This is a genomic window from Bacillus sp. JJ1566, assembly GCF_036962685.1.
Taxonomy (GTDB): Bacteria; Bacillota; Bacilli; order Bacillales; family Bacillaceae_L; genus Ferdinandcohnia.
This window is the reverse complement of record NZ_JBALOP010000025.1, coordinates 180,565-207,547: the sequence shown is the minus strand read 5'-3', so window position 1 is coordinate 207,547 and position 26,983 is coordinate 180,565. Positions and strand designations below refer to the sequence as shown.

The 26,983-nt window shown below is 36.3% G+C and carries 30 protein-coding genes and 2 riboswitches; of the genes, 13 read left to right on the top strand and 17 right to left on the bottom strand.

All coding sequences use genetic code 11. From position 1 onward, the window contains the following. Positions 1 to 20 precede the first annotated feature (20 nt). The 6 genes from V7112_RS11720 to V7112_RS11695 all read right to left on the bottom strand — a co-directional run bounded on the left by V7112_RS11720 (position 21) and on the right by V7112_RS11695 (position 5,904). Positions 21 to 1,871 (bottom strand): SLC13 family permease, encoded by a 1,851-nt coding sequence (locus V7112_RS11720; protein ID WP_335419518.1) that lies wholly within the window; start codon positions 1,869 to 1,871, stop codon positions 21 to 23. 124 nt (positions 1,872 to 1,995) lie between these two features. Next, positions 1,996 to 2,751, bottom strand: a complete 756-nt coding sequence (locus V7112_RS11715; protein ID WP_335419467.1) for an HAAS domain-containing protein — start codon at positions 2,749 to 2,751, stop codon at positions 1,996 to 1,998. A 4-nt stretch (positions 2,752 to 2,755) separates the two neighbouring features. Then, complete coding sequence (locus V7112_RS11710) at positions 2,756 to 3,079, bottom strand: PadR family transcriptional regulator (protein WP_335419464.1); 324 nt, start codon at positions 3,077 to 3,079, stop codon at positions 2,756 to 2,758. A gap of 188 nt (positions 3,080 to 3,267) precedes the next feature. Beyond that, positions 3,268 to 3,936, bottom strand: a complete 669-nt coding sequence (locus V7112_RS11705; protein ID WP_335419462.1) for a carboxymuconolactone decarboxylase family protein — start codon at positions 3,934 to 3,936, stop codon at positions 3,268 to 3,270. A gap of 158 nt (positions 3,937 to 4,094) precedes the next feature. Beyond that, positions 4,095 to 4,203: riboswitch (SAM riboswitch) on the bottom strand. 201 nt (positions 4,204 to 4,404) lie between these two features. Next, positions 4,405 to 5,049 (bottom strand): 2OG-Fe(II) oxygenase, encoded by a 645-nt coding sequence (locus tag V7112_RS11700; RefSeq protein ID WP_335419460.1) that lies wholly within the window; start codon positions 5,047 to 5,049, stop codon positions 4,405 to 4,407. Between the two features lie 357 nt (positions 5,050 to 5,406). Continuing rightward, complete coding sequence (locus tag V7112_RS11695) at positions 5,407 to 5,904, bottom strand: hypothetical protein (protein ID WP_335419457.1); 498 nt, start codon at positions 5,902 to 5,904, stop codon at positions 5,407 to 5,409. Positions 5,905 to 6,109: 205 nt separating this feature from the next. Between V7112_RS11695 and cysQ the strand changes: the two genes are divergently transcribed. From cysQ to V7112_RS11670, 5 genes are read left to right on the top strand one after another with little or no spacing between them, the layout of a single operon-like run. Then, positions 6,110 to 6,955 (top strand): 3'(2'),5'-bisphosphate nucleotidase CysQ, encoded by an 846-nt coding sequence (gene cysQ, locus V7112_RS11690; protein ID WP_335419454.1) that lies wholly within the window; start codon positions 6,110 to 6,112, stop codon positions 6,953 to 6,955. Between the two features lie 3 nt (positions 6,956 to 6,958). Beyond that, complete coding sequence (locus V7112_RS11685; protein WP_335419451.1) at positions 6,959 to 7,567, top strand: AAA family ATPase; 609 nt, start codon at positions 6,959 to 6,961, stop codon at positions 7,565 to 7,567. Beyond that, complete coding sequence (locus V7112_RS11680; protein WP_335419448.1) at positions 7,552 to 8,196, top strand: hypothetical protein; 645 nt, start codon at positions 7,552 to 7,554, stop codon at positions 8,194 to 8,196. Before V7112_RS11685 ends, V7112_RS11680 begins: the two co-directional genes overlap by 16 nt. Next, entirely contained in the window at positions 8,168 to 8,998 is an 831-nt protein-coding gene (locus V7112_RS11675) for a dihydrodipicolinate synthase family protein (RefSeq protein WP_335419445.1), read from the top strand. Before V7112_RS11680 ends, V7112_RS11675 begins: the two co-directional genes overlap by 29 nt. A gap of 15 nt (positions 8,999 to 9,013) precedes the next feature. Next, on the top strand, positions 9,014 to 10,213 hold the full coding sequence (locus tag V7112_RS11670) for a hypothetical protein (RefSeq protein ID WP_335419442.1): 1,200 nt from the start codon (positions 9,014 to 9,016) through the stop codon (positions 10,211 to 10,213). A 55-nt stretch (positions 10,214 to 10,268) separates the two neighbouring features. On the opposite strand, the gene V7112_RS11665 is transcribed toward V7112_RS11670, so the two are convergent. The 4 genes from V7112_RS11665 to V7112_RS11650 all read right to left on the bottom strand — a co-directional run bounded on the left by V7112_RS11665 (position 10,269) and on the right by V7112_RS11650 (position 14,304). Continuing rightward, on the bottom strand, positions 10,269 to 10,544 hold the full coding sequence (locus tag V7112_RS11665) for an NAD(P)-dependent oxidoreductase (RefSeq protein ID WP_335419437.1): 276 nt from the start codon (positions 10,542 to 10,544) through the stop codon (positions 10,269 to 10,271). A gap of 38 nt (positions 10,545 to 10,582) precedes the next feature. Beyond that, entirely contained in the window at positions 10,583 to 11,266 is a 684-nt protein-coding gene (tenA, locus tag V7112_RS11660) for a thiaminase II (RefSeq protein ID WP_335419434.1), read from the bottom strand. 92 nt (positions 11,267 to 11,358) lie between these two features. Then, positions 11,359 to 11,459, bottom strand: a riboswitch (TPP riboswitch). A 74-nt stretch (positions 11,460 to 11,533) separates the two neighbouring features. Further along, positions 11,534 to 12,004 carry a tRNA (uridine(34)/cytosine(34)/5-carboxymethylaminomethyluridine(34)-2'-O)-methyltransferase TrmL gene (gene trmL, locus V7112_RS11655; RefSeq protein WP_335419431.1) on the bottom strand — a complete coding sequence of 157 codons (471 nt, stop codon included), beginning with the start codon at positions 12,002 to 12,004 and terminating at the stop codon, positions 11,534 to 11,536. A gap of 59 nt (positions 12,005 to 12,063) precedes the next feature. Continuing rightward, the gene (locus V7112_RS11650; RefSeq protein ID WP_335419428.1) at positions 12,064 to 14,304 is read right to left on the bottom strand and encodes an excinuclease ABC subunit UvrA; all 2,241 of its coding nucleotides are present in this window, start codon (positions 14,302 to 14,304) and stop codon (positions 12,064 to 12,066) included. A gap of 261 nt (positions 14,305 to 14,565) precedes the next feature. On the opposite strand from V7112_RS11650, the gene V7112_RS11645 reads away from it, so the two are divergent. After that, positions 14,566 to 15,498, top strand: coding sequence for an aldo/keto reductase (locus V7112_RS11645; RefSeq protein ID WP_335419425.1), 933 nt, complete (start codon positions 14,566 to 14,568; stop codon positions 15,496 to 15,498). A gap of 168 nt (positions 15,499 to 15,666) precedes the next feature. Beyond that, positions 15,667 to 16,404, top strand: coding sequence for an AAC(3) family N-acetyltransferase (locus tag V7112_RS11640; protein WP_335419422.1), 738 nt, complete (start codon positions 15,667 to 15,669; stop codon positions 16,402 to 16,404). Positions 16,405 to 16,469: 65 nt separating this feature from the next. On the opposite strand, the gene V7112_RS11635 is transcribed toward V7112_RS11640, so the two are convergent. Both V7112_RS11635 and V7112_RS11630 read right to left on the bottom strand, forming a co-directional pair. Beyond that, positions 16,470 to 16,886: a hypothetical protein gene (locus tag V7112_RS11635; RefSeq protein WP_335419419.1), complete on the bottom strand. Its 417-nt coding sequence runs from the start codon at positions 16,884 to 16,886 to the stop codon at positions 16,470 to 16,472. After that, on the bottom strand, positions 16,858 to 17,175 hold the full coding sequence (locus V7112_RS11630) for a hypothetical protein (RefSeq protein ID WP_335419417.1): 318 nt from the start codon (positions 17,173 to 17,175) through the stop codon (positions 16,858 to 16,860). Before V7112_RS11630 ends, V7112_RS11635 begins: the two co-directional genes overlap by 29 nt. 378 nt (positions 17,176 to 17,553) lie before the next feature. Here V7112_RS11630 and V7112_RS11625 point away from each other — a divergent pair, with 378 nt between their 5' ends. Further along, positions 17,554 to 17,712 carry a hypothetical protein gene (locus V7112_RS11625; protein WP_335419415.1) on the top strand — a complete coding sequence of 53 codons (159 nt, stop codon included), beginning with the start codon at positions 17,554 to 17,556 and terminating at the stop codon, positions 17,710 to 17,712. A 182-nt stretch (positions 17,713 to 17,894) separates the two neighbouring features. Then, positions 17,895 to 18,266, top strand: a complete 372-nt coding sequence (locus tag V7112_RS11620; protein WP_335419410.1) for a hypothetical protein — start codon at positions 17,895 to 17,897, stop codon at positions 18,264 to 18,266. Positions 18,267 to 18,371: 105 nt separating this feature from the next. Here V7112_RS11620 and V7112_RS11615 read toward each other — a convergent pair whose 3' ends face one another. Continuing rightward, positions 18,372 to 20,105: an ABC transporter ATP-binding protein gene (locus V7112_RS11615; RefSeq protein ID WP_335419407.1), complete on the bottom strand. Its 1,734-nt coding sequence runs from the start codon at positions 20,103 to 20,105 to the stop codon at positions 18,372 to 18,374. Positions 20,106 to 20,254: 149 nt separating this feature from the next. Here V7112_RS11615 and V7112_RS11610 point away from each other — a divergent pair, with 149 nt between their 5' ends. After that, the gene (locus tag V7112_RS11610; protein ID WP_335419405.1) at positions 20,255 to 20,722 is read left to right on the top strand and encodes a hypothetical protein; all 468 of its coding nucleotides are present in this window, start codon (positions 20,255 to 20,257) and stop codon (positions 20,720 to 20,722) included. A 354-nt stretch (positions 20,723 to 21,076) separates the two neighbouring features. Next, a complete protein-coding gene (locus tag V7112_RS11605; RefSeq protein ID WP_335419401.1) occupies positions 21,077 to 21,796 on the top strand; it encodes an SGNH/GDSL hydrolase family protein in 720 nt (239 codons plus the stop codon). A 246-nt stretch (positions 21,797 to 22,042) separates the two neighbouring features. Here the strand turns inward: V7112_RS11605 and V7112_RS11600 are convergent, their stop codons facing one another. Next, positions 22,043 to 22,840, bottom strand: coding sequence for a pentapeptide repeat-containing protein (locus V7112_RS11600; protein WP_335419398.1), 798 nt, complete (start codon positions 22,838 to 22,840; stop codon positions 22,043 to 22,045). A gap of 363 nt (positions 22,841 to 23,203) precedes the next feature. On the opposite strand from V7112_RS11600, the gene V7112_RS11595 reads away from it, so the two are divergent. Further along, complete coding sequence (locus V7112_RS11595) at positions 23,204 to 23,506, top strand: EthD family reductase (RefSeq protein WP_335419396.1); 303 nt, start codon at positions 23,204 to 23,206, stop codon at positions 23,504 to 23,506. Positions 23,507 to 23,624: 118 nt separating this feature from the next. Here the strand turns inward: V7112_RS11595 and V7112_RS11590 are convergent, their stop codons facing one another. From V7112_RS11590 to V7112_RS11580, 3 genes are all read right to left on the bottom strand, one after another. Then, a complete protein-coding gene (locus V7112_RS11590) occupies positions 23,625 to 24,080 on the bottom strand; it encodes a hypothetical protein (RefSeq protein ID WP_335419394.1) in 456 nt (151 codons plus the stop codon). Positions 24,081 to 24,557: 477 nt separating this feature from the next. Then, entirely contained in the window at positions 24,558 to 25,217 is a 660-nt protein-coding gene (locus tag V7112_RS11585) for a 3-oxoacid CoA-transferase subunit B (protein WP_335419392.1), read from the bottom strand. Between the two features lie 11 nt (positions 25,218 to 25,228). Continuing rightward, on the bottom strand, positions 25,229 to 25,918 hold the full coding sequence (locus V7112_RS11580; protein WP_335419388.1) for a CoA transferase subunit A: 690 nt from the start codon (positions 25,916 to 25,918) through the stop codon (positions 25,229 to 25,231). Positions 25,919 to 26,064: 146 nt separating this feature from the next. Between V7112_RS11580 and V7112_RS11575 the strand changes: the two genes are divergently transcribed. Continuing rightward, the gene (locus tag V7112_RS11575; protein ID WP_335419385.1) at positions 26,065 to 26,961 is read left to right on the top strand and encodes a LysR family transcriptional regulator; all 897 of its coding nucleotides are present in this window, start codon (positions 26,065 to 26,067) and stop codon (positions 26,959 to 26,961) included. Positions 26,962 to 26,983 lie beyond the last annotated feature (22 nt).

Here is a 26,983-nt window from a genome sequence, read left to right as displayed (position 1 = left end):
TTCCGTATATTCCATCTTTTTTACAGTGGATAAATCAGAGGAATCACAATAATCATGACTATGAACATAACTACCTGTAATGGAACTCCGACTTTTACAAAATCAAAAAATTTATACCCTCCTGCTGTCATGACTAACGCATTTGTTGGAGAAGAAAAGGGTGTTAAAAATGCCATAGCTGACGCGGCTGTTACAACCATAGCAAATGTATAAGGATTAGCATCCATTGCAATGGATGCATTCATAGCGATCGGTGCAAACAATACAGCGGTTGCAGTATTACTAATCACTTGGCCAAAGATAATCGTAAGCCAGTATACCGCTATTAGCACCCCTATTGCACCAAACCCACCAAATAAATCTGTAATTCCGTTTGATATGAGTTCCATACCACCTGTTTTCTCTAATGCCGTAGCCATTGGCAACATTGCTGCAATTATTACAATACTTTCAAAATTCATTTCACTATAGGCATCATCCATATTTCTCAAACAACCGGTTATTATCATTAAAACTGCACCAATTATGACAGAAATAACAGCTGGAAAAATTTCAAAAATCATAAGTAATACCATGAACAACATAATCGCACCAGCAATCGGAGCTTTTCCATTTGCAGACGCCTTACTTGCATATTCTCTTGGTTGCCCAACAACCACTACATCTTGTATTTCTTTTGATAATAGCTCAATATCATCCCAAGCTCCCTGGACGAGTAGCGCGTCACCAAAGCGAAGAGGATATTTTAGCATATTACTAAATACATAGTTACCTTTACGATTAATCCCAATCACATTTAAATTATATTTCTCTCTAAAATCTATACTCGCAATTGTTTTATTAACGAAACTTGAATGTGGAGTTAGCAAAACCTCAACCATTCCAAGCTCTTTTGAAACGAGGTAATCGGCCTCAGATTTTTCTTTTATAACCGTTAATCCATTCTCATTTGCAAATTGGTTCGCTTTGTCAAAAGAGCCTTGAACAAATAAAATATCATTCGCATTTAGAATACTATTTGGACCAGCCATTTCTTGATAAGTAAGTGGTAAAATACGTAATCCTTCATTTACCTGTCTTTCTATTTTTAAAATAAACACTTGATATCTCTTCGGAATACTTAAATCTGCTAATGGGGAATTGACAATTTTTGAATCACTTTCAACCTTTACCCGAAAGAGATTACCTCCTAAATGATAATCCTCAGCTAGCTGTTTTGGTGAAATCTGGTATGTATCACCTGAATTACCTTTACTTTTATTTTTTGGTATGACAGTATTTCTTACTACATATAAATAAACAATCCCAACGATAATTGCAATCACACCAATTGGGGTGATTTGGAAAAATCCTAGCTTTTCAAAACCATAGTCTACTAATATTTGACTCACAATTAAGTTTGGTGGAGATGCAATTAATGTTAATAATCCCGACAAACTTCCAATATAAGCTAATGGAATTAAATACTTTGATGGGCTCTCTTTAATAGAAATAGCAATACTTACAACAACAGGGAGCATTAAAGCAACCGTTCCAGTATTACTCATAAAGGCGCCAATACAGGCAACAATGCTTAGTAAAAGGAAAAATAGCTTTCTTTCACTGTCTCCGGACCATTTTAATAATAAATTTCCTGCCATTTGTGCGAGACCCGTTCGTAATATACCCGCACCAATCACAAATAATCCTGCTATCATAATAACAACCGAATTGGAAAACCCAGCTAAAGCTTCCTCTGGTTCTAATATTCCCGAAATAACAAACGCAAGTAACGCTACTATTGCTACAAGGTCAACCCGAAATCGATTACTAACAAACAAGATAATCGTAAGTATCAAAATAATAAATGTTCCTATGAGTTGCAAGGCTATTCTCCTTTTGAATCATGTTTTTTCTTATTTTCTTTAACTATTTATATATATTTTAATCTAAATATGAGTCCAGTCCCCTAGTCATACTTTAGAATGCTGGGGGAATGGCCCCTTTATCCATTTTTCAAGCCAACTTCTTTTTCTTTTTTTCTACTATCCAGATATTTAAAAGGATGACGACAAACATCAATACAAAAGAAGCCATATTTATCATTAGGATTGTTTCAATACTCCAGCTCGTAAATCGGGTAAAAAGATCAGGAATAATTAGGAAGACTGGTATCCAAATGAGAAACCACGCTTTACTCAAAAGTGCTGTTCCAATAAAAAAAACACTGCAAATCAGAATGACAATAACCTCTGCTGTCGTGTCCCCTATAAAAAACGGCTTAACGAATATACCACTTACAACGATGATAAGAATGGCTAACGTTGTTACAAGCGCACTCGCAATCATGCCCCCAATAAAAAACTTCTTCTTGGAGAATTGCTTTCGACCAGCATTCTGTAAAAAGTAAACATAAATCGCAAGCCCCAACACAGCTAAAATTGGTATTCCAATAACTTGTATAATGTTTAGTTCAAACTCACCTCTTATTGCAGGGCCAATAAGGAAATAGGTAATCACTCCAAGAAAATAGACTGGAAGGAATCTTACAAGTTGTTTAAAATCTGTCTTCATCTCTTGCTTTAGGGAAGCCATATATTGTTCAGGTGTTTGATCAATAATATCATTAATACTCCTCCCGCTTTTCTCTACTTCGAGGAGATGATCCGATAATTCCTCGATTAATTCGTTGATTTCTTGATCATTTTTTCCAGACATTATTAAGTACATTCTGAGATTGTCTATAAATGCCTCACTTTTCGCTGATAGCATAACCTTACCTTCCTTTCAGTAATTCATTCACTGGTTTTGAAATTTGTTCCCATTCTTCGGAAATGACCTCTATTGCTTCATGCCCTTTTTCTGTCAAAAAGTAATATTTTCGATTTGGTCCTGATTCAGAGGGTCTCATTTCTCCCCGAATCAGCCCATTCTTCTGGAGCCGCAATAATATGGGATAAATTGTTCCTTCACTTACATCAGCTAATCCAATATTCAGCAGTTTTTGTGAAAGCTCATAACCATAAATCGGCTCTTTTTCAATCACAGCTAAAACACATCCGTCTAAAATTCCCTTTAATAATTGGCTTCTTATCGACATTTCATTATACTTCCTCCTCTAGTTTGTTATACAAGATAGCAAACCAAAAAAATAATGATTTTCTTAGGTAGTTGGCTAAACAAGATAGTAGTTAAAAAAACAACTATCTTGTTATACAAAATAGTTGTTTTAAGTTTAAGTTTTTTTCATTTTTTTGTCAATAGGATTTTGAAATTTTTGTGTTACGATTACTTCTCATCATAAGCATTAAGTGCATTTACACTATGCGCCAACGCAGATCCTGCTTTTAAAGCAACTGCAACGAAAATCGCTTCTGTGATTTCTTCCAAATCGGCGCCCGCTTTTTTAGCGTTTTTCGTATGAAGGTCAATACAATATGCGCATCCGGTTGTATGTGCACTTGCCACTGCAATTAGTTCTTTATCCTTTTCTGTTAAGTTTTGTGCTTTGAGAGATTTCGTATCAAAATCAATAAAAGCTTTAAATGCATCACCATTTAATTCAGCAAATTCCTTCAGTCGTGGAAAATACGCTGCTTTATATAGCTCTTCATCGCCATTTCCATCATAGGCGTTGAGTGCATTCACCCCATGTGCTAAAGCAGAACCTGCCTTCAATGCTGTTGCCACAAAAATAGCCTCTGCTACTTCTTCTTTTGTCGAGTCATTCTTTTTCGCATTCCCAACATGCAAATCAATGCAATATGGACAACCCGTGATATGAGCTACCGCTACTGCAATTAGTTCCTTTTGCTTTACAGAAAGTCTACCTGCTGCTAATGCTTGACTATCAAACTTGATGAACGCTTGAAACGTTTCTGGTGCATACTGTTTCAACTCTGGAAGTCTACCGAAATATTCTTTTTTGTACAAGCTATCTGTTTTTGTTAATGTCATCGTAAATCTCTCCCTTTACTATTTTTCACCAAATAAAATACGACTTTTCGGATAAATTTTCCCACCTTTTAAAATGAGTACTCTAGATTTCCGATAGAATTAAGCCTACGAAATTCAAAAAGCCCCTTCCGTTGAGGAAGAGGCACTATGTACATCCACACTCATCTTTCAAGCATAAGCTTGCTGGAATTAGCACCTTATTACATTCATCGTAATGGTTGCTGCGGGATCTACGGACCAGGTTCCTCCCCCGACTCTTGATAAGAGAAAATCGTATTTAATTTAGTATTATTGAATAATATTAGCTTACTTGAATTGGCAATAGGTTGTCAACGAAAAAATCGGATAATTTCGAAAACAGGGTTTTGTCACTCTGAATCCTTGACGGATAAAAAATCAAAGATACAGTTTTTAATACTTTAGATTAAAAATGAGAAGCAAAATAATGCTTCTCACTTAAAAAATGTTTTATTTAACTCTTTTCCTTCTCATCCATTGTGTTGCAGCCCACTTATCACCAACAATAACAGGTGCCCCACCATGTAAGGTTAACTCATTTAAAGCTGGATCATTATAAAAGTACTCAAAATACACTGCCATCCCTTTTTGTGGAGATACTGAAAAATTTAGATTAGGAAAATACGTTTCCCCACCTTGCTCCACATCGCTTAAATACATGACAAGCGTACTAATTCTAGGGTTGTTTAATTTATAATTAGTAGTGAAAAAGTCAAAATGAGCTTTATATTCTTGCCCAATCTGGTAATTTAGAATTTGAAGACCTTCTCCATGTTCCATTGGTATATTCATAATCTGCGAAATTCTTTTTTCAATTCTCGTAACAATGACATTTTCACTTTCCTCTATAAATGTACTACTACTGGTTCTCATCGTATCCACCTGTGCATTGCTAATTTTAGAACGATGCATTCTGTCCTTTGACAACCTCATTAATTCATCGCATTCTTCATCACTTAACACATTTCCTAAAATCACGATTAATGGCTTATCCATCCTAGCAACAATCTTTATTTCCCGATCCTCTGTGGTGATTTTATTGCCAATATGGTTAAAAATCGTTGGCTCATTAGTAGTTACGTTTGTTGCATCCATTGTCAACCTTCATCAATCCTTTTCAATCGTTTAAATTTTAAAACAAATAGATTGATATAATACAGAAAGCAATTATTTAATAGGTTTTTGTTCGTTGGTCCCTCCTGATTTTTCAAAATGGATGTCTAATTAGTTAAAACTGGAAAAATTATCAGGTTTTTATTTTACACCCTGAAAGGTTATTTTTCTACTATTTTTTAACAAAAATCTTTCAACAAAAAAGACGATAATCCAAGTTGGATTAACGGGAGTTTGTAGTCTTGAGTAATGCCCCTCTTTAGACCATCTACTATGTTCTATCAAAGAATATATTAGATAGCTGGATAGATAAAAAAAGAGAGGATTTTTCATCCCCTCTTAATCCACCAAGTTTGCAAATGGTCGCTTTCTATGAATTTTCGTAAATCTTTTAATTAGATGTTTTTTTACATCATGAGGATTATCTACAGGAAGTTCCTTCCAACAAATGATCAAGTCATCGATATTTTCTATTTGCCAAATCAGCCTCCCGCCAAAGTGACTTACATTTTTTCCGCTACCGAATTTTAAAAACTGTTTTATTCTTGAATTCAAAGTTGCAGAGCTTTTTTCACCACCGGCTTTACCGATATATACTACTTTCGTATCATTTACCCAATTATCTTTTAGCTCTTCTAATGGAACATTAGGGTCCTTCCCCTTAAAAAATCCACCTGTACCCTCCATCAAAAACTCTGGAGAATAATCTGGAGTATAAAGCACCATATAAACCCCTCTAATATGGGGAATAATTGAATGATCTTGCATCAATTGACTAACAGGAATATATCCCTCAAATCCATAATCTTTGATTGATTTTAAATTATTATAATCCATTTATTCACCTCATTTTATTGGACTTATTTAATCTTATTTTCCAATCATCCATTAAATGCCCATAATCATGATTTAAAAAAGACAGAACGTGGGGTTCTCCATAATTAAATGGAAAATGCCACTCAAATAAACTTCACACTATACTTTAAAACACTTAATATTATGATAGAATAAAACTATTATTCTGAGAATTACTCTAGAAAGGTTGATTAAACTGTCCGAACAAAACATTCTATTATCAAAAATTATTGAATATGCGCTTTCTGCTGGTAAACGTATTCTAGAAGTCTATGATTCAAACCATTTTGAAATTGAGCTTAAAGGAGACCAATCTCCTTTAACAATAGCCGACAGAGAGTCTCATCGAATTATCAAGGAGGGATTGTATAAAAGTTACCCAACGATTCCTATCCTTAGTGAGGAAGGAGATCATCCAGATTATAAAGTTAGAAAAGACTGGGATTACGTTTGGTTGGTGGATCCCCTTGATGGTACGAAAGAATTTATTAAAAGAAATGGTGAATTTTCCGTTAATATCGGCTTAGTCAAAAATCAAAAACCAATTCTAGGTGTGATTTATGTACCAGTATTGGACACACTTTATTTTGCAAAAGAAGGTATTGGTGCATATAAATTAACAAACTGTCTTTCGCTAATGAAACAATGTTATACAGATACCGAATGGATTAACCAAGCTTATAAGTTACCTCTAGTAGAAAATAGAGACTCAACAAATATAGTTGTAAGTCGTTCTCATTTTTCTGAAGAAACAGAGGAGTTTATTCAAAAAGCAAAAGAGGAGTTTGGATTTGTTAAACTAATTCGCTCAGGTAGCTCTTTAAAAATGTGCCTCGTTGCAGAAGGAAAAGTAGATCTTTATCCAAGATTTAGCCCATCAATGGAATGGGATACCGCTGCTGGAGAAGCGATCGTCAAAGAGGCTGGTGGTGTGGTAATACAAAAAGATACATATCAAACTTTGCAGTATAACAAAGAAAAACTTGAAAATCCACACCATCTTGTAAAACGACAATTTGAAGGGGAAGCATAAGAAATGGAAAAACAATTGCCTAAACTAGTTCTGATTATTGGCGTTGCAGGTTCAGGAAAAACTGAAGTTGGCAAGCAAGTCTCAAAACATCTAAACTATGTTTACATAGATAAAGACACCTTAACAAGACCTTATACTGAAAAATTTTTAAAAACAAGTTCACCTAATCAAGATCCTAATGATCGGGAATCAGCGTTTTATTTGGAACATGTTCGTCCGCTTGAATACTTAATTTCTCTAAATGTAGCGGAAGAGAACCTTCGACTAGGTAATCATGTCGTTATCTCTGCCCCCTTCCTTTCCGAAGCAAAAATGACTAATTGGATTAAAAAGGAAGTTCTTGTAGGAAGAAGATTAATGCGTAAAATTGATGTGAAAGTTATTTGGGTAGAATCCGATAGAGAAACAGAACGGAAAAGAATCATCCAAAGAGGTGCTGAAAGAGACAAATGGAAATTATTCCATTGGGATCAATATACAGAAGGTATTGATAATTTCAAACTGCAATGGGGAATTGACCAACAGAATTTATTTGTTTTTGATAACCGTGAATTACCTTCAGTACCCTTTAGTAAGCAAATGGAGGAACTGATTAAATGGATCGAAAATTAGACGGAAAAGTCATACTCGTATGTGGCCCCCCCGCCTCCGGTAAAGATACTTTAACCGCAAGATTATCGAAAATCGATAACCGATTTTGGCACTTTCAAAAACATAGAGGAATTGACGGGGTTATTCCGAATAACCAAGCTTCGTCCCAATATATAAATATCCCAAGAAGTAAATTCGAAGAAATGATCATGAGAAATGAATTTATTCAATATCATCAACGTTATGACAGATATTACGGAATATCACAAAAAGTACTAAAAGATAACATTAATAATGGAAAAATACCAATCATCCACGTGGGGCGTATTGAAAATTTATATGAATTAGAAAACAAAATAGAGGACAAGGTTATAAAGATTTTCGTTTGGGCACCTCTTAACATATTAGAACAACGACTTAACAAGCGACATCCTGGGAATCAAGCTGAATTAGAGAGGCGACTTCAAGCTGCATCAGAAGAATTTAAAGATTTAGTACCAGTTCATTTAAAGAAAACCTTTGATATTATTTTTAAAAATGAACAAACCCTAGAAAGTGCAGAAAAAAACTTAATCGCACTTCTCAAACAGCAACATACTACAGATGAGGAGGTAAAAGAACTTGAGCGGTATATCAACAAATATTATTAATAAGATGATTGTTCCTGCTTTAACATTTTTCAATAACGATTTATCGATTGATTGGACTGCTAACCAACGCTACGCAGAAAGACTGGCAGTATACCCAATACATGGTGTGATTATTTTTGGTAGTACCGGTGAGGGTTCCTCTCTTTCTACTGCTGAGCGGATAAAACTCACTGAGATTTATTCGCAATGTTTGAATAAAAATCAGCATCTTTATGTAGTTCTTGGATATAGCAATGTATTAGATGAAAAATCTATTATTACTACTTCAACAGATCGAGTAACAGGCTATCTTCTATTACCAAAAAGTGAAAATAAAAGAATCGACCCTTATGACAAAAGAAGGCTAAAGTGGCTTACCCACTCAATCCCATCAGATAAGAAAATTTATCTATACAGTCTTAAAAAAACAACAGGAATATCATTCGTTGACCCTTCCGTTGTGACTGAACTTATACAAGAAGGCATCCCAATAGATGGTTTAAAAATAAGTCATGAAGAATTAGATGTCATAAAAGATCTTATAACATTAAGAACATGGAGAAACCAACCGTTAGATTTATTATGGGGATCTGATCGTCATATCGAAGAATCTCTTACCTATGGGACTAGCTTTCTTGTGTCATCCATGCTCGCATGCTACCCGAATCAACAATCATTTCAAAATGATGCCTTGTTTTTAAAAGAACTGACGGATCTTCGAAAATCTGTTGGAAAAGGGGCAGCAAAACTCTCAATTATGAAAGAACAAATATCTTCAAGTGTTCACGGAACTACAACTGTCCGTCCACCCTATGTTAATTAATAAAGAGGTAATGTCATGAATGGTTTTGATCAAATCGAATTACTTGAAATCGCCCCCCCTAATCCCATTCAGTTGGTTATATCGGCAGGCTCTTATTTAGATGATACCTGCATTACGGGAAAAACTTTGAGTGATAGTAAATTAGAGGAACTTTTTATTGAAGGTAACTTACATTTCAAGGATTGTGAGTTTATTGGAAAGATTGAAATATCAAAAACTCTAGCCAATTCCACAATATTTGAAAACTGTGTCTTTCATAAATCACTAACGATAAAAGAACTAGAATCCAACATAATTATTATTGGCTGTATATTTCACCACAATGTACTGTTTCATTGGGATCCGATGGTGGATGGTGCTTCGGTTGACACAGTTGATACTCGATTTCTATCCAATTTGACTTTTAACGGCTGTAATCAGGCAAAAATCAATCTTCACAATACAAAAGCTAGCGATGTAATCGTTGATGAACAGTCCGATGATACAACTGTAAAAATAGTTAAAAGTGAGCTTAATTCTTTATCAATTTTAAATAGTGCGATTAAAGAAATAGATATTAAAATTTCGACAATCTCAAAAAGCCTAACTTTAAATATTGCAAAATCAATTATGTTGGAAGACTCAGAAATTGGTAAAATCATTTCTGATGATCCGGAGTTTTGGAGTTTTCTAAAAGATAAGAAACTAATAGGTCCTCTCTTTAAACGACGTGAAAACGGGAATCATCTAGAGTCAGAAACGGTTCTTTGGTCGAGGGTCAGTGAGTCACTAATCGTATTTATCCATTCCTTTCAGGAGGATCACAGGTACGATGAAGCGGATACAGTCTTTTACCTAATGCGTTTTGCCCGAATAAAAGAACAACTGAGCAAGAAAAATCTATTTAGTAAATTAGGTGCCATTTCGAAAGCAGTTTTTTATGGTTATATGGGAGGATGGGGAGTTAAGCTTTTAAACCCAATACTAACGTCCATTGCTATTATCTTACTCTATACTGGCATCTACTCTATAGGTGGAGAACATACGAATCCATCAACATCATTACAAGAGTCCCTATATAATTCAATCAATCTATCTATCGGAAGATTCTTTAACATTGGAGAAAGTTTATATAATATTGTCTATTTAAGATTTATGGAAGGTCAGGAAGGAATAATAGGTCTAATTTTCATTACACTCATTATAGGGATGTTTATCAGAAAACTTGTCCGCTAGTAAAACGAAAGAAAGAGATTAAGGAACTTACTTGTTCTATCTCTTTCTTTTTCTATTAACTTCTATTTAGGATATTGTTAGGTAATTCACCGTTAAGAACTTTACATGCCGTTTCCGCAACACGTCTATGAAGTTCTCTGGTTGATTCCTCTGTTTTAAATGAAACGTGCGGAGTTAAGATAACATTTTCAAACTCTAGAATTTTATTTTCTTTAGTTACAGGTTCATCTTCTATTACATCAAGACCAGCAGCAAGAATCTTTGAGTTTTGTAACCCTTTAATTAATGATTCCGTATGAATGATAGGTCCTCTCGAAGTGTTAACTATCATAACTGAATCCTTCATCTTTGCGATTGTTTGTTTATTAATCATATGCTTGGCCATTCCTCTATGTTTTCCGCCATATCCCAGAACATGTATTCAAACAGGCTTGTTTTGACAACAATTTCTTCCAGTACTGCTAAATCTCGTTCTGGTTTTTCGCTTGCGATTTCATTGATTAGGTTTATACAATCTTCCGCTAACACTGTAAATTCATCGGATGAATACATCTTCACCCAATCACCATAGAATTCATGTTCCTTGGCACCTGGCCATGTTGCCAATTCTTTCCCAATAAAATTATAGCTCCATGCACAGGCAAGGACAGCTGCGACAACATTTTCAACACCCCCGAGTTGGGCAACGTTCAGCATATAGCTTGTGTATGATGTGGTAGTTGATGCGGGCTTGGTTGCTTCAAGCTCTTCATGAGAGATATCGAATCTTGCGGCATATTGGCGGTGAAGATCCATTTCTATCTCGAGAGTGCCATGCAAAAGATTTGCAAAAACGGACATCGTTTTTAAATCAGGGGCCTTTGCACTCCCTAACGCAAATAGGCGGCTATACTCAATCAGATACACATAATCCTGCTTCATATAATGCTTAAATTTCTCCTTTTCTAACCAGCCCTCGCCAATTCCTTTTACAAATGGATGCTCCAAATAGGAATTCCAAATCGGCTCTACTCGGTTCCACAAACGATCTGTAAATAGTCTGCTCACTTTCATTTCCCCTTTCTCCTTTTGACATCAGGGTGAGAAAAAAAAAACCATCACTAGTGACTAGAAATGGGTTCGGCAAAATTTATTCGTTTACACGAAAAATACCAACTCCACTTCCCTACGCTAGTGTTACCTAGATCAGGTTCAAAGGGTCGATATTTCTATCTCTCAGCACTTACATGCTCCCCTAGTCGAATTGTTAGATTATTAAGTTACTAGATACTAGTTAAACATAGCAGGTTAGAAAAGGCAAGCAGGACAAAGGACCTGTCCCTATTTTAAATGGGAATATCCCTGCTGTCGTAATGCCTCATACACCAATATTGCAGCTGTATTCGAAAGGTTAAGGGAACGAACATGGTTATTCATCGGTATTCTCAAAAAGTGGTTTTTATTATTTTCTAGTAATTCTTTTGGTAAACCAGTTGTTTCTTTTCCAAACATAAAATAATGCTCCTTTGTTACATCACTGAAATCAAAGGCTGAATGTGTTTTTTCACCAAACGTCTCAATAAAGTAAAACTCACCTTGATTTTTCGAAAAAAAGTCATCCAATGAGTCATAATACCTGATGTCTACAGAATGCCAGAAATCGAAACCTGCTCGTTTGATCATTTCTTCATCTGTTGAAAAGCCCAGCGGTCGAATTAAATGCAATGCTGTATCCGTTGCGGCACAAGTAAGTGCAATATTTCCAGTATTAGCAGGTATATCCGGTTGATATAGTACAACATGTATTGCCACAAATGGTCACTCCTTACTTTATAAAGGGTGTCTGCCCCAACATAGGAACAGACACCTATTTAGATATACTTCGCAGTTATAGATTGTTCACAATTCTTAAGACCCGCTGGTGGACCTTCATATAAAATTTCTCCACCACCAGAACCGCCATCTGGACCTAGGTCAATGATCCAATCACTATTTCGAATGACGTCGAGGTTATGTTCAATGACAATAACTGTGTTACCCTTTTCTACTAATTTATCGATGATCAGTAGAATATTGGAGACATCTGATAGATGCAATCCAGTTGTTGGCTCATCTAAAATATAGATATTTCCCTTCTTGTTTAGCTCTTTTGCAAGTTTTAGTCTTTGACTTTCCCCACCGGATAATGTGTTTAGTGGTTGTCCTAATGAGATGTATCCAAGTCCGACTGTTGCCATACTTTTTAGCTGTCGCTGGATGTCTTTTGCTTCAAAAAATTCCACAGCTTCTGCCACAGACATTTCCATGATGTCTACTATGTTTTTATCTTTATAGAGGTATTGGAGCACTTCCTGTCTATAACGATCGCCATGACATTCGCTACATTCCATTTCCATTTTATCCATAAACGATAGATTAAGCTCTACCGTTCCTGTTCCACCACATTTTTCACAGGCCCCTTTAGAGTTATAGCTAAATAACCCACTCTCCACATTATTCGCATCAGAAAAAGCTTTTCGAATCGAATTCATAATACCCGAAAAGGTTGCTGGATTGGAACGTATATTACCGTGTACTTGGCTTTGGTCGATCCGAATGGACTCTGGAAAGTCTTTTGCAAAAACCTCGTTTACAAGCGTGCTTTTTCCTGAGCCCGCTACTCCCGTCACTACAGTAAAAACACCGATTGGTACCTGAAGACTGACATTTTTTAAATTATGGAGGCTACTTTTTTTGCTCTCCAAAAACTCATTAAAGGGTCTAGGGGTAACATTAATTTCCATTTTCTTGTTTAGATACTTAGCAGTTAGTGTATCAGAAGATAATAAGCCTTGGTAACTTCCACTAAACATAATGTTTCCGCCATTCGTACCTGCATTCGGACCAACATCAATGACATGGTCTGCAATCTGAATGACATCTGGGTCATGCTCCACGACTAAAACCGTATTTCCCTTATCACGTAATTTCACAAGTAATTCATTTAACCGGTAGACGTCACGTGGGTGAAGTCCGGTACTTGGTTCATCAAATATGTACATTAATCCAGTTAAGTTGCTGGACAAATATTTCACCATTTTAACACGTTGAGACTCCCCTCCTGATAAGGTAGGTGTTTCCCGTGTCAGCGTTAAATAACTTAATCCGATATCACAGAGATTTTTCACACGTTCTAAAATCCCGTCTACAATTGGTTTCGCATTTGAATCATTGAATTGTAAAAGCACATCACATAACTCATCCAGCTGCATCGCTGTCAGCTCATAGATGGAATATCCCTTGATTTTAGAAGACATGACTTTCTCATTGTAGCGTTTCCCATTGCAGCTAGGGCATGTACCTGTTGTGGTAAATTCTTTGAGCTTCTTCTCTGCAGCTTTCGATGTATCTTTATCTCGATTCACATTTTGGCGCATAAACCTCACAGCTAAGCCTACATATGTAGTATTGATCTCACCATTCATGTAGCTTATTGCTACTTTTTCCTCATCTGCATAAACAAGCTTATCAAATTCATCTTTTGTATAATCTTTGATTTTTTTATCATTGTCGAAGAAACCTGTTTCGGCATATGCTTTCCATTGCCACGTGCCTGGTCCAAACCCTGGAAGTAAAATTGCGCCTTCATTTAAGGATTTCTCCTTATCTAACGCAGCATCGAGATTTATCGTTATTGTCCTGCCAATCCCTTCACAATGTGGGCACATTCCAATTGGATCATTGAAGGAATATGCATTACTCCAACCAATACTTGGTTCAGCAAACCTCGAAAATAGTAATCTGAAAAGTGGATGAATGTCGGTAACCGTACCAAGAGTAGATCTTGCGTTTCCACCAAGTCGTTTTTGATCCACGATGATAGCTGTGGACAAATTATTAATTTCGTCAGCTTCAGGCCTGCTGTATTTTGGAAGAAACTGACGGGCAAAACTACTAAAAGTCTCGTTTAACTGTCGACCAGCTTCCTGAGCAATTGTATCAAAAACAATGGATGACTTTCCAGACCCAGATACCCCTGTGAAAATCGTTATTTTCCCCTTTGGAATCTGGACATGAATATTTTTCAAATTGTTCTCTCGTCCATTAATAACTTCAATAAATTCCTTATTCACTTATCATCATCTCCTTTATCATTTTTTACGTTCTATGTAGCGGCTTGTCCATCTTATCACATAAGATTAAGGGAGGAAACAGGGTTTGGGTCAAAGAAGCTTTCGGCAGTGGCCAGACTTTTTCGCGCACGTACTCCATGATTCATATTTGAATTGGTACGCGTAAAAATCAGGTAATAAAAGCCAAAACATTCAGCATTTTGAAAAGGTAATGGTAAAATAAAGAAATAAGCATTTTATAGATTAAAGGAGGTTATGAAAATGACCAAAAAAGTGCAACTAGGTAAAACAGATCTATACATAAACCCAATTGGTCTTGGTACAAATGCTGTTGGAGGACATAATCTATACCCAAATCTTGATGAACAAGCGGGAAAAGAGTTAGTTCGTGTTGGGATTAACAATGGAACTAACTTCATTGATACTGCCTATTGGTATGGGAAAGGTCGTTCTGAAGAATTAATTGGAGAGGTTATGAAAGAAACTGGTAATCGCGGCGATCTCATTATTGCTACCAAAGCTGCGCATCGTGAAAATGGTAATGAAATTGTATTTGATAATTCACCTGAGTTCTTGCGTCAAGCCATCGAAGATAGCTTAAAACGACTTCAAACCGATTATATCGACTTATTCTATATCCATTACCCTGACGAAAAAACACCTATAGATGAGGCGGTTGGAGCTTTACAACGTTTAAAAGAGGAAGGAATCATTCGTGCAATTGGTCTATCTAATTTTTCAATAGATCAAATAAGAGAAGCCAATAAAGATGAATATGTCGATGTCTATCAAGGCGGATATAACCTAATTGATCGTTCCGCAGAAGAAGCATTACTGCCATACGTAGCCGAACAAAAGATTTCGTTTGTTCCCTACTTCCCTCTTGCATCCGGTTTGTTAGCTGGGAAATACAATAAAGACACCACATTCAATGACTCGCGTAAAAAGAAGCCTCATCTACAAGGTGAGGCATTCAAGCAGAACCTAGAGAAAGTGGAACTTCTTCGTGAAATTGCAAATGACAAACAAGTGGAAGTCGCACACCTCGTATTAGCTTGGTATTTAACCAGAGACGAGATTGATGCTGTAATACCTGGTGCGAAACGAGCTGAACAAGTTTTAGATAACTTAAAAACGTTAGATGTGATTTTAACACCAGATGAAATTCAAGTGATTGACCAGATTTTTAGATAAAGTTCACTTCTATACATGAGGGGCCTTAACAAAAGCTAGTTGGCCGTAATATGGCTAACTTGCTTTTTATTTGGGACAACGTACCTGTCCCCATGTCCCACGCATTCCAATAGACTAGTTTTATATATATGATATTCTATTACTAAAATGATAGAAAGGCAGATTGAAATGTACACTAAACAAGACTTACTAGATCATCTTAAACAGTTAGGTATCGATGGGAATGGAACGTTGCTTGTTCATTCATCGATGAAAAGTATTGGCAAGGTAGAGGGTGGTGCAGATACCGTCCTTGACGCTTTGTCTGAATATATGAAAAATGGACTATTAGTTTTTCCGACCCATACATGGTCCTATATTAAAGCAGATAACCCTCGATTTTATGTAGACGAGTCACCATCTTGTGTTGGTCTATTAACAGAACTTTTCCGGAAACGTCCCGGTGTTGTCCGCTCATGGCATCCCACACATTCTGTAGCCGCATTAGGAAAAGGGGCTCATGAATTTGTTGAAGGAAATGAAAAATTCGACACACCTTGTGCGCGTGGATCGAGTTGGGGGAAATTATTAGATCAAAAGGCGACCATTTTGTTAATAGGAGTCGACTTACGAAGATGTACGTATATTCATGGTGTTGAGGAATGGCTCGATATACCAGGTCGATTAACCGATTCTCACGAACAACTTTATAGTATATTACCCGATAAAACTGAAATTTCTATCCCACAAAGAAGACATGTCGGACACACCTCTGAAAAGTACGAACGGGTTGACGAGGTTTTCCTTAATAATCAGGTGATGTACAAAGGTCAATTTGGCGATGCGACAGTAAGGGTTTGCGATACTGTTAAAATGACCGAATTGCTCACTCATATACTTAAAGAGGACCCTGAATTGTTTTCTTAGCATAACTGGGATTATAAAAGAAGAAACAGAGAACTCACTCTGTTTCTTCTTTTATACCTTGATTTTTATTCATCCGAACACAACGTCATAGATAAACTATTATCTGGTATCGGGACTGCACCTTCCCAATTTGGATCTCCAAGACTACTAATACTTAATGTCGGCTCAATAATGATTGTTTCAAATGAAAAGAACATAAGGTCAGGTTCACTTGGGTTGTTGTTCTCAAGGAAAATCAAGGAAAAGTTAGCATATCTAGGAGGATTAATCGTTGGGTTGTATAATCCAAATGCAGTTATTTCTTGGTAAGTGCTACTTGGGATTTTTTCACTAATAAAATAGTTTTCTATACACTGCTTAACATTTACTGACAGAGGATTAAAGGAAAAAGTGCTTATGCCGTCAGAGGATTCTGTATCCGTGAAAATAAGTGAAAAATTATTACCTGTGTTATTACAATTTGGGCAGGGTGCTTCCAGCAAAAGTTAAGATCCCGGATTGAGTTTGGATTTCTGTTCCTTGTTCAGTAAAAGTTCTAAACTCTAGAGTTATCTCCTGATTAATTGCAAACGATGAGGAACAATCACATGGATTATCTGGATTAATTAATGGTAGAATGCCAGGTGGTCCAGGTTCACCTTTTGGACCGGTCGGGCCAGTTTCTCCTCGAGGTCCATTCGGACCTTTCACCCGGAGGTCCAGGTCGTCCGGTTTTTGATGAGAACATGATACAATCGCAACAACTACAAAGTTCATTGCAATTACAATCACAATTACATTTCCTTCCCATAGTTTTACTTCCTTCCTTTTTTATTAGGATATGAAAGAAGATAAAATGGGAGTGTACATATGTAATTAAACCATCCAAAATAAGGAATAATTCTAGTAAATGAATTTAGGACGGAGCGTTGTTACTGTCCCTTCTGGGTCAAAAAACCTGTCTCTTCGTCCCACTAAAAAAGGCCTAAGTTTATTTTCTTGATTGCGGGAACGAATGTAAAGAAACAGTGAATCAAATATACTTTGTTCAGAGATTTGACAGGGGCATTTGGGAGTTCTCTTATTCCCAAAAGTCTTCTACTTTCTACCTTTTTCACGGACATGTTTGCAATTTTGAAGCATATCTTAATGTAAAAAGGGGGAAAAAAGATGTACAAAAAACTAGATCTTTATATTCACTCAATCTTAACTAATCAACCAACTAAGCTAATACAAAATAGTGAAGAAATGAAAATTCAAACGGCATTTTCGTATAAGGAATTGGACGAACGAATTATTAAAATCTTAAATACTAGAAAAATCTTATAAAGCCTCAATAAATCACATCGCATATATTGGATGTGATTTTTTAGTAACATAATAACAATTTCTGTAACCAATCCCGTCCAAATTACCTTTAAAATATTCAGAAAAGAAGTTGTAACTATTTGGTAACATCTCCGTCTAAGTCATTGGTAAAACAATTTATTGTGAATATGGAGTGTTAACAAATGAAAAATTTAATTGCTGTGGGTGTACTTGGTTTGACAATTGTGGGCGGAATATTTGGAGTTATAACATACGGAGCAGAGGCCAACACGAATAATGATGTTGAACCAAAATTCGTTGTACAAGAGAAAAAAGATGCTGAAGTAACTCGTCCAGTGGATGAAAAAGAAGAAGTCACATCACATATAATTAAAGGAACTATCACAGGTTGGATTGATCACCAATCAATTGAAGTTGCAACAGAATCAGGACCAATGGCATTTAGAGTATCTGAAGTAAATACAAATGGATTCAAGGAACATGATGCAGTTGTCGTGAAATTTTATGAGAATGTAGATGGTCAAAATATAGTCGAGTCCATTAGTAAAAAATAAAATAGACTTTTTGGCAATAAAAAGCACTCACAAACATTGATACAACAACATTTGTGAGTGTTTTCCCTAAATTTCCTCCTGTGCTAAAAAATCAACTGCTAATACTCATGTCAGTTGCTGTTCCGCAAAGCTCCGGTACAGCTCATGCGTCTCTATCAATTCCTGATGCGTACCTTTGCCTGTCACTTTACCTTTTTCAATAAAAATGATTTGGTCAGCATCGACGATGGTTGACAATCGATGGGCAATGACGAAGGTCGTGCGTCCTTCCATTAATCGTGAAAGTGCTTCTTGAACGATGCTTTCAGATTGGCTATCAAGGCTTGCGGTTGCTTCGTCCATCATGAGAATTTTTGGATTTCGAAGGAACGCCCTTGCAATCGCAATTCTCTGTCTTTGTCCTCCTGATAATTTTACACCGCGCTCGCCTACTTCTGTATCTAGCCCTTGTGAGAATTCACGAATGAATTCATCAGCATAGGCCATTTTTGTGACTTCCCATAAAAGTTCATCTGAAATGTGTTGTGCATTTTTCAGTCCATAGCATAAATTTTCCCGAATGGTTCCGGCCATCATCGCACTTTCCTGTGACACATAGCCGATTTGACTTCGCCACGATTCCAATGAGAGCTCGTGGATTGGTGTGTCCCCAATTCGAATCTCACCCGATGTAGGCTCATAATAACGTTCCAACAAACCAAACATCGTTGTTTTACCACCACCACTCGGTCCCGCGAAGGCAATCATTTGGCCAGGCTTCGCTTCAAAGGACACATCCAGGATTACTGTTTCCTCATCACTATAGGCAAAGGACACATGTTCAACATGAATCGGTAGGTTTGAAATATCGATGTCTCTTCCCTGTTGTCCCTCTTCTAATGGAAGTTCAATGATATCTATAATTCGTTCAGTTGCTCCCTTTGCTTTTTGAAGTTGGGTGAAAAACATCGCAAATGATGTGATTGGAAAAATAATTTGAAACAGATAAAGCAAGAAAGCGACAAGAGAACCTGTTGTCATCGATCCATTTGCGACACGAATTCCCCCATATCCGATAATGATGACAATGACAATCATGACAATGGTGTACATGATTGGACCAATCAGTGCAAAAATCCTCGCCTCTTTTAGCCCATATGTAAGCAAATTTCGAACCCCGCTGATTCCTTTTTCCTCTTCAAAGCCTTCAGCAGTTGATGATTTCATTAAGCGAATCTCACTAATTGTTTGTTGAATTTTACCTGAAAAAGTTGCGGTTTCATCCTGTAAGCCACGTGAGATTTTCGCCATCTTTTTCCCTAACGGCATCATGATGACCAATGTGAGCGGTACGGAAATAAGCATGAGAAGCGTCATTTTCCAGTCCATTATAAGTAAGATGATGAGTGCCCCAATGATCGAAATGACTCCGGTAATAAATTGTGGGAAATGTTGTGAAATTAAATCTTTTACAATTCCAGTATCGTTGACTACCCGGCTGACAGACTCCCCGCTTTGTTGCTTATCAAAATAGCTGACTGGCAAACGAATAAGCTTCTCCCACATTTTTTCACGCAACCGTGCAACAATTCGCTGACCGACTGCTGCTAACATATAGGTCGATACTCCGTCAATCACAGCCTGTAAAATAAACACCGCTGCAATTATCGCAATGAGCGTGGCGTTAATTGATAAACCGGAAAATCCATCTACAAGCTCCCTTGTTAATAACGGAATCGAAAGACCCACAAATGTCGTAATAATACTCCCGATTAATCCGACAGTCAAAGCAGCCTTCGGAATATTCGTAGATAAAATTAATCGTAAAAACGGCTTCAACCCATTATCTTCATTTCTCATATGTACTATCTCCTTCATAAAAATCCTACCCCAATACCTACGAATCAAAACCCAAAAAGTTACACAATCCTGGGACAGAGGGACAGTTCCATTGTCCCAGTCACCTTTTTCTATGCCCACCCATAAAATGTTTAAAATGGGGTGTTCTTATGAAAAGATGGTTAAAGATACTGATTTTATCGTACCTTTCAATACTGTTTTTCGGGAGTTTTATAGCTGTTGGTGCATTGTGGATTGGTGCATTTGAAGAAACATTTCCCAAGTTAATAGAAATTGAACCCTTCTTGTATTATTTTTTCGCTGGCGCCATAGGTGGATCGCTTAGGCATCTTTATATGTTCTGTTCGCATTATATGAACGATCAAGTTATCGATCCTCGGCACTGGATCATGTATATTTTCTTTCCACTGTTTGCAACAGGTACAGCTGTCATTGCCGTCAATTTAATTGAAAGTGGCATATTAATGATTGATTTCGCCGATAATCTTAAAGGTCCATATGCGCAGGTCAGTGTCGCTTTTTTTGTCGGATTTGGCTTTAACCGTTTTCTCAATAAACTAAATGATATTTCAACAGGTATGTTTGATATGAAAAAGCAAGAACAAAAACAGGACTGAGTTTTTTCAGTCCTGTTCAGGATTCCCTCTACTAGGATGAAAAGTATCCGTACCGATCTAGATAAGCACCATTCTGCATAAAAACTGGAAATCCTCCGCTTATGTTACTTTTGATGTTTACTTGATAAAGGACAAGACATCTTTTTGTACATAATTTAAGAAAGGCACCTCAAAATGAAACCCTTTACGAATTAAGTGGGGATGAATTTTACAAATTTAACAATGAATTGGATTGCCTCCTACTGACTTGATAACAAAATTAATATCTTTCACAGCACAACACATTTACAAGTTATTATATAAATTGTTATAATCTAGGTAGTTCTTAATTAAGAACAAAAAGGAGGAGTTGAAATGAAAAGAAAAATTTTCCTTAGTTTGATTGTCTTTGCTTTGTTCCTAACAGTACCAGTAACAGCTTTTGCGAAAGGCCCCGCTAAAAAGAACATTGATTATGTAGCATTAGGAGACTCATTAGCCGCAGGTACAACACCGTATAATGAAAGTGGTAAGGGATACACCGATTATTTGGTTGATCGTTTTGAACAGTCTCAGTACACAGTCAATTTTGCTAATTTAGGGGTACCTGGTTATACTTCAGCAAATGTTTTAATCGATGTTACCAGTAAACCTGAAGTTCAAACAAAAATTAGGCAGGCCGAATACGTAACAATTGATGTTGGTGCGAACGATCTATTACCGTTAATTCGTACTCCAAAAGAAATTCCACAGGCAACTAAACAAGTTGGTATTAATATATCTATTATCTTGAGTACTATTGAACAATTAAACCCTGATGCTAAAGTGTATGTAATGGGCTACTACTTCCCATTCCCATATGCTTCAGATCAAGAAAAAGAATTTTTAATCCCTCTACTCGATGGATTAAATCAAGTAATCGAAACTGCTGTCGTATTAAACAATGATACTTTTATTCCGACAGGTAAGGTAATTGCCAAAAACTACGAAACCTATATTCCAAATCCTCAAAATATCCACTTAAGTTCTGAAGGATATCAAATCATCGCAAAAGAATTTTGGAAAAAGGTTGATAAAAGTAAAGATAAACATTAAAAAAATTACTTTATTAGAAGTACCAAAAAGAGAGTCAACTATTTTGCTGGCTCTCATTTTTTTACCTGAATAATGGTGTTTTAAATATGACAAGGAAATCCATGCTAACTAATGGCGGATTTAAGTACAGTCCCCATTTCATGGCGGAGCAGCTCCTCGAAATTATCAGATTTAACCGAGCAGACTCTATGGTGAAGACGGTAATAAAAAAATAGTTGGGACTAAGGGGTACTGTCCCACTCATTTTTATCCTAACCAATGACTTGGTTTCTTTAAGTAATTTGGTATTTTTGTTTGTACATTCCCTCTAGCTGAGTTCAGTTGAGATTGTGTTAGAAAAATAGCCCCAATTAAGTTTGCATTGCTAAGGTCTGCATCCCTGAGGTCAGCGCCAATAAAATCAGCTTTTCGTAAATCAGCATGACTTAAATTAGCAGCAATCATTAGTGTTCCTCGTAAACTAACACCTTGTAAATCTGCCCCTTTTAGATTTGCTCCTACGTAATCTAGTCCTCTTTTCATGTTTTTAGCTATATCCTTACGGTACACTTCACTTGTTTTCAGCAATAATTCATTTACCGTACTTCTATGTACGACAATGTCAAACTTTAAAATTTCTTCAGGCGTTTTCTCTGTTAATTTTAACGTTTCATTATACTTGTCCTGCAGACTTGAATGAAATGACTTTGTCTCTTCCAAGCAAAGCGCTTGATTGAGATACCAAAGGATTTCATGTAGTTGTTGAACGAGTGGAAACACTTCAAACATTTCTGAGGCATGCTCTGGTGTTTCTCTCCAATCACGACCTTCAAAAATGGTCTGTGATACATGTTGTCCAGCCCCAAAACACTCATAAGAAACACATCCACGAAACCCTTTTCCTCTTAATCGTTCATGAATATCGCAACGATTGTCTGAACATAAGTTTCGACATGGCTCACCTGCATCTTTATTAAATGGAAAATCTGCTGATTTAGCATAAGGTAGGGCTACACAACATAACGCGAAACAATTAGCACAATCCGATATTAAATAATCATTCATGGATATCACACTTCCGCATTCCCTTATTTTTACTTCAAGTATAAATGAAAGAATATTAAATGAATACTGATTAATTGTAATTTATAACCATGTGTTGGGTCAGTGAACCTGTCTCCATGTCCCTAAATGTGATAAAATAGAATTCCTTGGCAGGGGCACAACAAAATGGGAGTTGGTGTTTTTACACTGACTCCCTTTCCTTATGTTATAAATTTTTCAGAGTAAGACAGTTCAAATTTCTTCCTGTCTAATACTTTGCAATCAGTTTCATTCAACCAAATTCTTAATGGCGAACAAACCACGAATATTCTGCTAGCAAATGAATATAGTTTACTAGAAAAAGAAAAAGAGGAGTGGATGAATATGGCGAAAATGATCATTATGTATGAGGAACCAAAGGATAAAGAGGCTTTTGACAAACATTATTTTAATCTTCATGTCCCACTAGGACGAAAAATCCCAAACATTTTAAAAGATTCCGTTCATCGTGTCATTGATTCACAAAATACGAACTTAAACCTATATCTAGTAACAGTCTTAGAGTTTGAGAATATGGAAAAACTAACTGAAGCCTTTGCAAGCCCTGAAGCAAGAGAAGCAGAAGCAGATGGTCCAAATCTATTTCAATTTTTAGAAAAGCCACCCATTATCACGATTGTTGATTAACTATCTTCTTAAAATAATAAACCTACAAACATTTTTTTCGGCGTTTGTAGGTTTTTTTCTTTCATTAAAGTTTTGAGTAATGATGACTGTTTTAAACCCAAATTTAATTGTATGGTTGTTACTTGTATTTTAAACTCGGATTAAATGGGAAGAACATACCGTTAGGATTATTTTTCCAAATCCATACGTGTAGCGAATACTCCGGAACTGCACCAGGAGGATCAAATTCTTGACCAAACAATGAATTAGGAGTTTCAGATAAATATTCAACACCAACCAATTGTAAACCACCGCCTCCCTTAGGTACGTAAAGTAAGACTTCCGGACTGGATGCATCTACTACCCCATCGATAAGATTTGGATTTACATAATGGTATCCCATTACACCTAATCCTGGGACTTCCACAAAAAAGTCTGTAGGTAAATAGCCATCTTTAAGTGCTTTTTGCACATTATGATACTTAGCCGTTCCTTGTCTAGCTTCTGCTATTTCTGATTTACCTTCCGCCCCAACAACTGAAGACATCACAAATAAAACTACAACGCCGATTATTAAGCTCACTAATTTTTTCACACAGATTCCTCCTCTTGATAACAGTCAATTATACTTATTATAAAAGACCTATTTTCATGTCTGTCCGAAAAAAATGTTCTATATGAAGAATGATTTAGTTTACATATTATTGATTTCTTGAATACACTTCAATAAATCATTAATGTAAACACTCTGAATAACTCAAAAAATTAACTTTATTAGTTTTTTATATACGATTGACACATTAGTCGGAATCGTCCATAAACAAACGATTATACATAAACATTTCTTCCAACTGTAAAATAATTGCTCAGTAAACAAATACTTTATAATTTTCTTCTTTTATGTTGTCTTCTGGTTGTTGATTGCAATTCATATCCTCACCTGATTTTCTTTATTTTTATCACTAACCATTATTTAACCATAATAAAAATTGTTCCTCTAATGATTTGTTGAGCTATCTGTTTTTACGTACAAAAAACCTCCAAACACGAATGTTTGGAGGTTTTTTACCATTTAATAAGCTTCTAGCTTTACATCTTCAGAAACAATCAATTCAGCTTCAGTCGATTCAACAACATCCTGAATACTATACCCTTTTGCCACCTCAACCAATTTCAAACCATTCTTCGAAACATCAATAACAGCTCTATCCGTAATGATTCGATCAACTACCTTTTGTCCAGTAAGTGGTAAGCTACATGCTTTGAGGATTTTCGCTTGCCCATGCTTATTCACATGCTCCATAATGACAATCGTCTTTTTGGCACCGTGAACTAAATCCATCGCCCCACCCATACCTTTAATCATTTTTCCAGGAATCATCCAGTTAGCTAAATCTCCATTTTCAGCTACTTCCATTCCGCCTAGGATTGCAATATCAATATGTCCGCCGCGAATCATCGCAAAGGATTCTGCGCTGCTAAAAAAGCTGGCACCTGTCATCGCTGTGACGGTTTCCTTCCCTGCATTGATTAGGTCTGGGTCTACCTCTTCTTTTGTAGGATATGGTCCAATTCCCAACAACCCATTTTCTGATTGTAAAACCACATGTTTATTGTCTGAAATATAATTGGCCACCATTGTTGGCATTCCAATTCCCAAATTCACATAATTTCCGTCTTGGATTTCTTGTTCAGCTCTTTGTGCTATCTTCACTCTTACGTTATTAGACATCGTCTGCCCCCTTAATCTCTAATCGTTAAACGTTCAATTCGTTTTTCATGCTTACCTACAATGATTCCTTGAACATAAATACTTGGTGTTTGAATTTCGTTAGGGTCGAGTTGGCCCACCTCAACAATTTCCTCTACCTCAGCAATGGTGATTTTACCTGCAGTGGCCATCATTGGATTAAAGTTTTGAGCTGTTTTTCGATAGACTAAATTTCCTAGTTTATCAGCTTTCCATGCCTTTACTAAACTAAAATCTGCTGTTAATCCTTCTTCTAGTAAATATTCTTTTCCGTTAAACTCTCTTGTTTCACGACCTTCAGCGATTGGAGTTCCTACCCCTGCAGGCGTGTAAAAGGCAGGGATCCCGGCTCCACCAGCACGAATTTTTTCAGCTAATGATCCCTGTGGAACGAGTTGAACCTCGAGCTCACCGCTCAAAACCTGTCTTTCAAACTCTTTGTTTTCCCCTACATACGAAGAAATCATTTTTTTGATTTGTTTATTTTGCAATAGAATCCCAAGTCCCCAATCATCTACACCACAGTTATTCGAGATAATCGTTAAATCCTTAACGTTTGTATTACGTATGCCTTGAATCAGATTTTCTGGAATTCCAACGAGCCCAAATCCACCTACCATAAGGGTCATTCCATTTTTAATACCGCTTACAGCTTCTTCAAAGCTTGTAAATATTGTTTTCATATCGTTTCCCCTCCCGTTTATATGTATATTATTTATTTGTCCTAATTTTCTATATCTTCTAATTAAAATTTTACAATACAATGATTTATCAGTAAAATGAATATAAAGAATAAACTTTATTACGAAATGGAATAGTAGGTGGTCCAATGGAGTTAAAAGATTTACGCTACTTTATGGAAGTTGTAGATTACGGTAGTTTTACAAAAGCAGCAGTTAACACCTATATTTCGCAACCAACCTTAAGCAAGTCCATTAAAAAATTAGAAACAGAACTCAAGGTTGAGTTATTCGAACGCTCAACCAGAAAGCTGGTGTTAACAGATGCCGGTGAAATCGTTTATAAGCAAGCATCTAAAATACTAGGTACCACTAATGAACTTCATACATTATTAGACGACTTAATGAACCTACCGACCGGGAATATTAAAATTGGGATCCCTCCCTTAATTGGAACACTATTTTTCCCAACCATTGCCGGAAAATTTGGGATGAAGCATCCGCAAGTTTCACTTGAATTAATAGAACTTGGAGCCAAACGTATTGAACATTTAGTAGACAAGGGACAAGTTGACGTGGGTATTGTTGTAAACCCTACGGATTACAATAAATTTTTGGTCTACCCATTTATCAAAGAGGAATTCATGCTTTATACTCACCCTACTCATCCATTATCATATGAGAAATCAGTAAAACTAGAACAACTAGAAAATGAATCTTTTATTCTCTTCAACCAAGAATTCGCGCTACATAATTTAATCATACAACATTGTCAGTATGCAGGCTTTTCCCCTAAAATCGCTTATGTAAGTTCTCAATGGGACCTAATAACGGAACTTGTGATTGCACAACTCGGGATCACACTTCTACCTAAATCAATTTATACAAAAATGGATGAATCTCAAATTAATATGATTCCACTAGAAGCACCGCCAATGTGGGAACTTGTTGTTATAACGAAAAAAGACAGATACCAGTCCTTTGCGGTGAAGGCATTGCTAGAGTTTCTTGCTGAAGAATTTCATGATAATATGAAAGATATCTAGGAATACAGTTTCCTAGCAACAA

Excerpts from the sequence above, each read along its gene's own strand:
- V7112_RS11710 (WP_335419464.1), bottom strand. The coding sequence starts at position 3,079 with ATGTCGATAAGAAGCCAATTATTAAAGGGAATTTTAGACGGATGTGTT.
- V7112_RS11700 (WP_335419460.1), bottom strand. The coding sequence starts at position 5,049 with ATGGATGCAACAAACGTAACTACTAATGAGCCAACGATTTTTAACCAT.
- V7112_RS11680 (WP_335419448.1), top strand. The coding sequence starts at position 7,552 with ATGGATCGAAAATTAGACGGAAAAGTCATACTCGTATGTGGCCCCCCC.
- V7112_RS11620 (WP_335419410.1), top strand. The coding sequence starts at position 17,895 with ATGAAAAATTTAATTGCTGTGGGTGTACTTGGTTTGACAATTGTGGGC.
- V7112_RS11685 (WP_335419451.1), top strand. The coding sequence starts at position 6,959 with ATGGAAAAACAATTGCCTAAACTAGTTCTGATTATTGGCGTTGCAGGT.
- V7112_RS11670 (WP_335419442.1), top strand. The coding sequence starts at position 9,014 with ATGAATGGTTTTGATCAAATCGAATTACTTGAAATCGCCCCCCCTAAT.
- V7112_RS11610 (WP_335419405.1), top strand. The coding sequence starts at position 20,255 with ATGAAAAGATGGTTAAAGATACTGATTTTATCGTACCTTTCAATACTG.
- V7112_RS11605 (WP_335419401.1), top strand. The coding sequence starts at position 21,077 with ATGAAAAGAAAAATTTTCCTTAGTTTGATTGTCTTTGCTTTGTTCCTA.
- V7112_RS11595 (WP_335419396.1), top strand. The coding sequence starts at position 23,204 with ATGGCGAAAATGATCATTATGTATGAGGAACCAAAGGATAAAGAGGCT.
- V7112_RS11585 (WP_335419392.1), bottom strand. The coding sequence starts at position 25,217 with ATGTCTAATAACGTAAGAGTGAAGATAGCACAAAGAGCTGAACAAGAA.
- V7112_RS11640 (WP_335419422.1), top strand. The coding sequence starts at position 15,667 with ATGTACACTAAACAAGACTTACTAGATCATCTTAAACAGTTAGGTATC.
- V7112_RS11600 (WP_335419398.1), bottom strand. The coding sequence starts at position 22,840 with ATGAATGATTATTTAATATCGGATTGTGCTAATTGTTTCGCGTTATGT.
- V7112_RS11575 (WP_335419385.1), top strand. The coding sequence starts at position 26,065 with ATGGAGTTAAAAGATTTACGCTACTTTATGGAAGTTGTAGATTACGGT.
- V7112_RS11705 (WP_335419462.1), bottom strand. The coding sequence starts at position 3,936 with ATGACATTAACAAAAACAGATAGCTTGTACAAAAAAGAATATTTCGGT.
- tenA (WP_335419434.1), bottom strand. The coding sequence starts at position 11,266 with ATGAAAGTGAGCAGACTATTTACAGATCGTTTGTGGAACCGAGTAGAG.
- V7112_RS11615 (WP_335419407.1), bottom strand. The coding sequence starts at position 20,105 with ATGAGAAATGAAGATAATGGGTTGAAGCCGTTTTTACGATTAATTTTA.
- V7112_RS11665 (WP_335419437.1), bottom strand. The coding sequence starts at position 10,544 with ATGATAGTTAACACTTCGAGAGGACCTATCATTCATACGGAATCATTA.
- V7112_RS11695 (WP_335419457.1), bottom strand. The coding sequence starts at position 5,904 with ATGGATTATAATAATTTAAAATCAATCAAAGATTATGGATTTGAGGGA.
- V7112_RS11580 (WP_335419388.1), bottom strand. The coding sequence starts at position 25,918 with ATGAAAACAATATTTACAAGCTTTGAAGAAGCTGTAAGCGGTATTAAA.
- V7112_RS11715 (WP_335419467.1), bottom strand. The coding sequence starts at position 2,751 with ATGCTATCAGCGAAAAGTGAGGCATTTATAGACAATCTCAGAATGTAC.
- V7112_RS11645 (WP_335419425.1), top strand. The coding sequence starts at position 14,566 with ATGACCAAAAAAGTGCAACTAGGTAAAACAGATCTATACATAAACCCA.
- V7112_RS11625 (WP_335419415.1), top strand. The coding sequence starts at position 17,554 with ATGTACAAAAAACTAGATCTTTATATTCACTCAATCTTAACTAATCAA.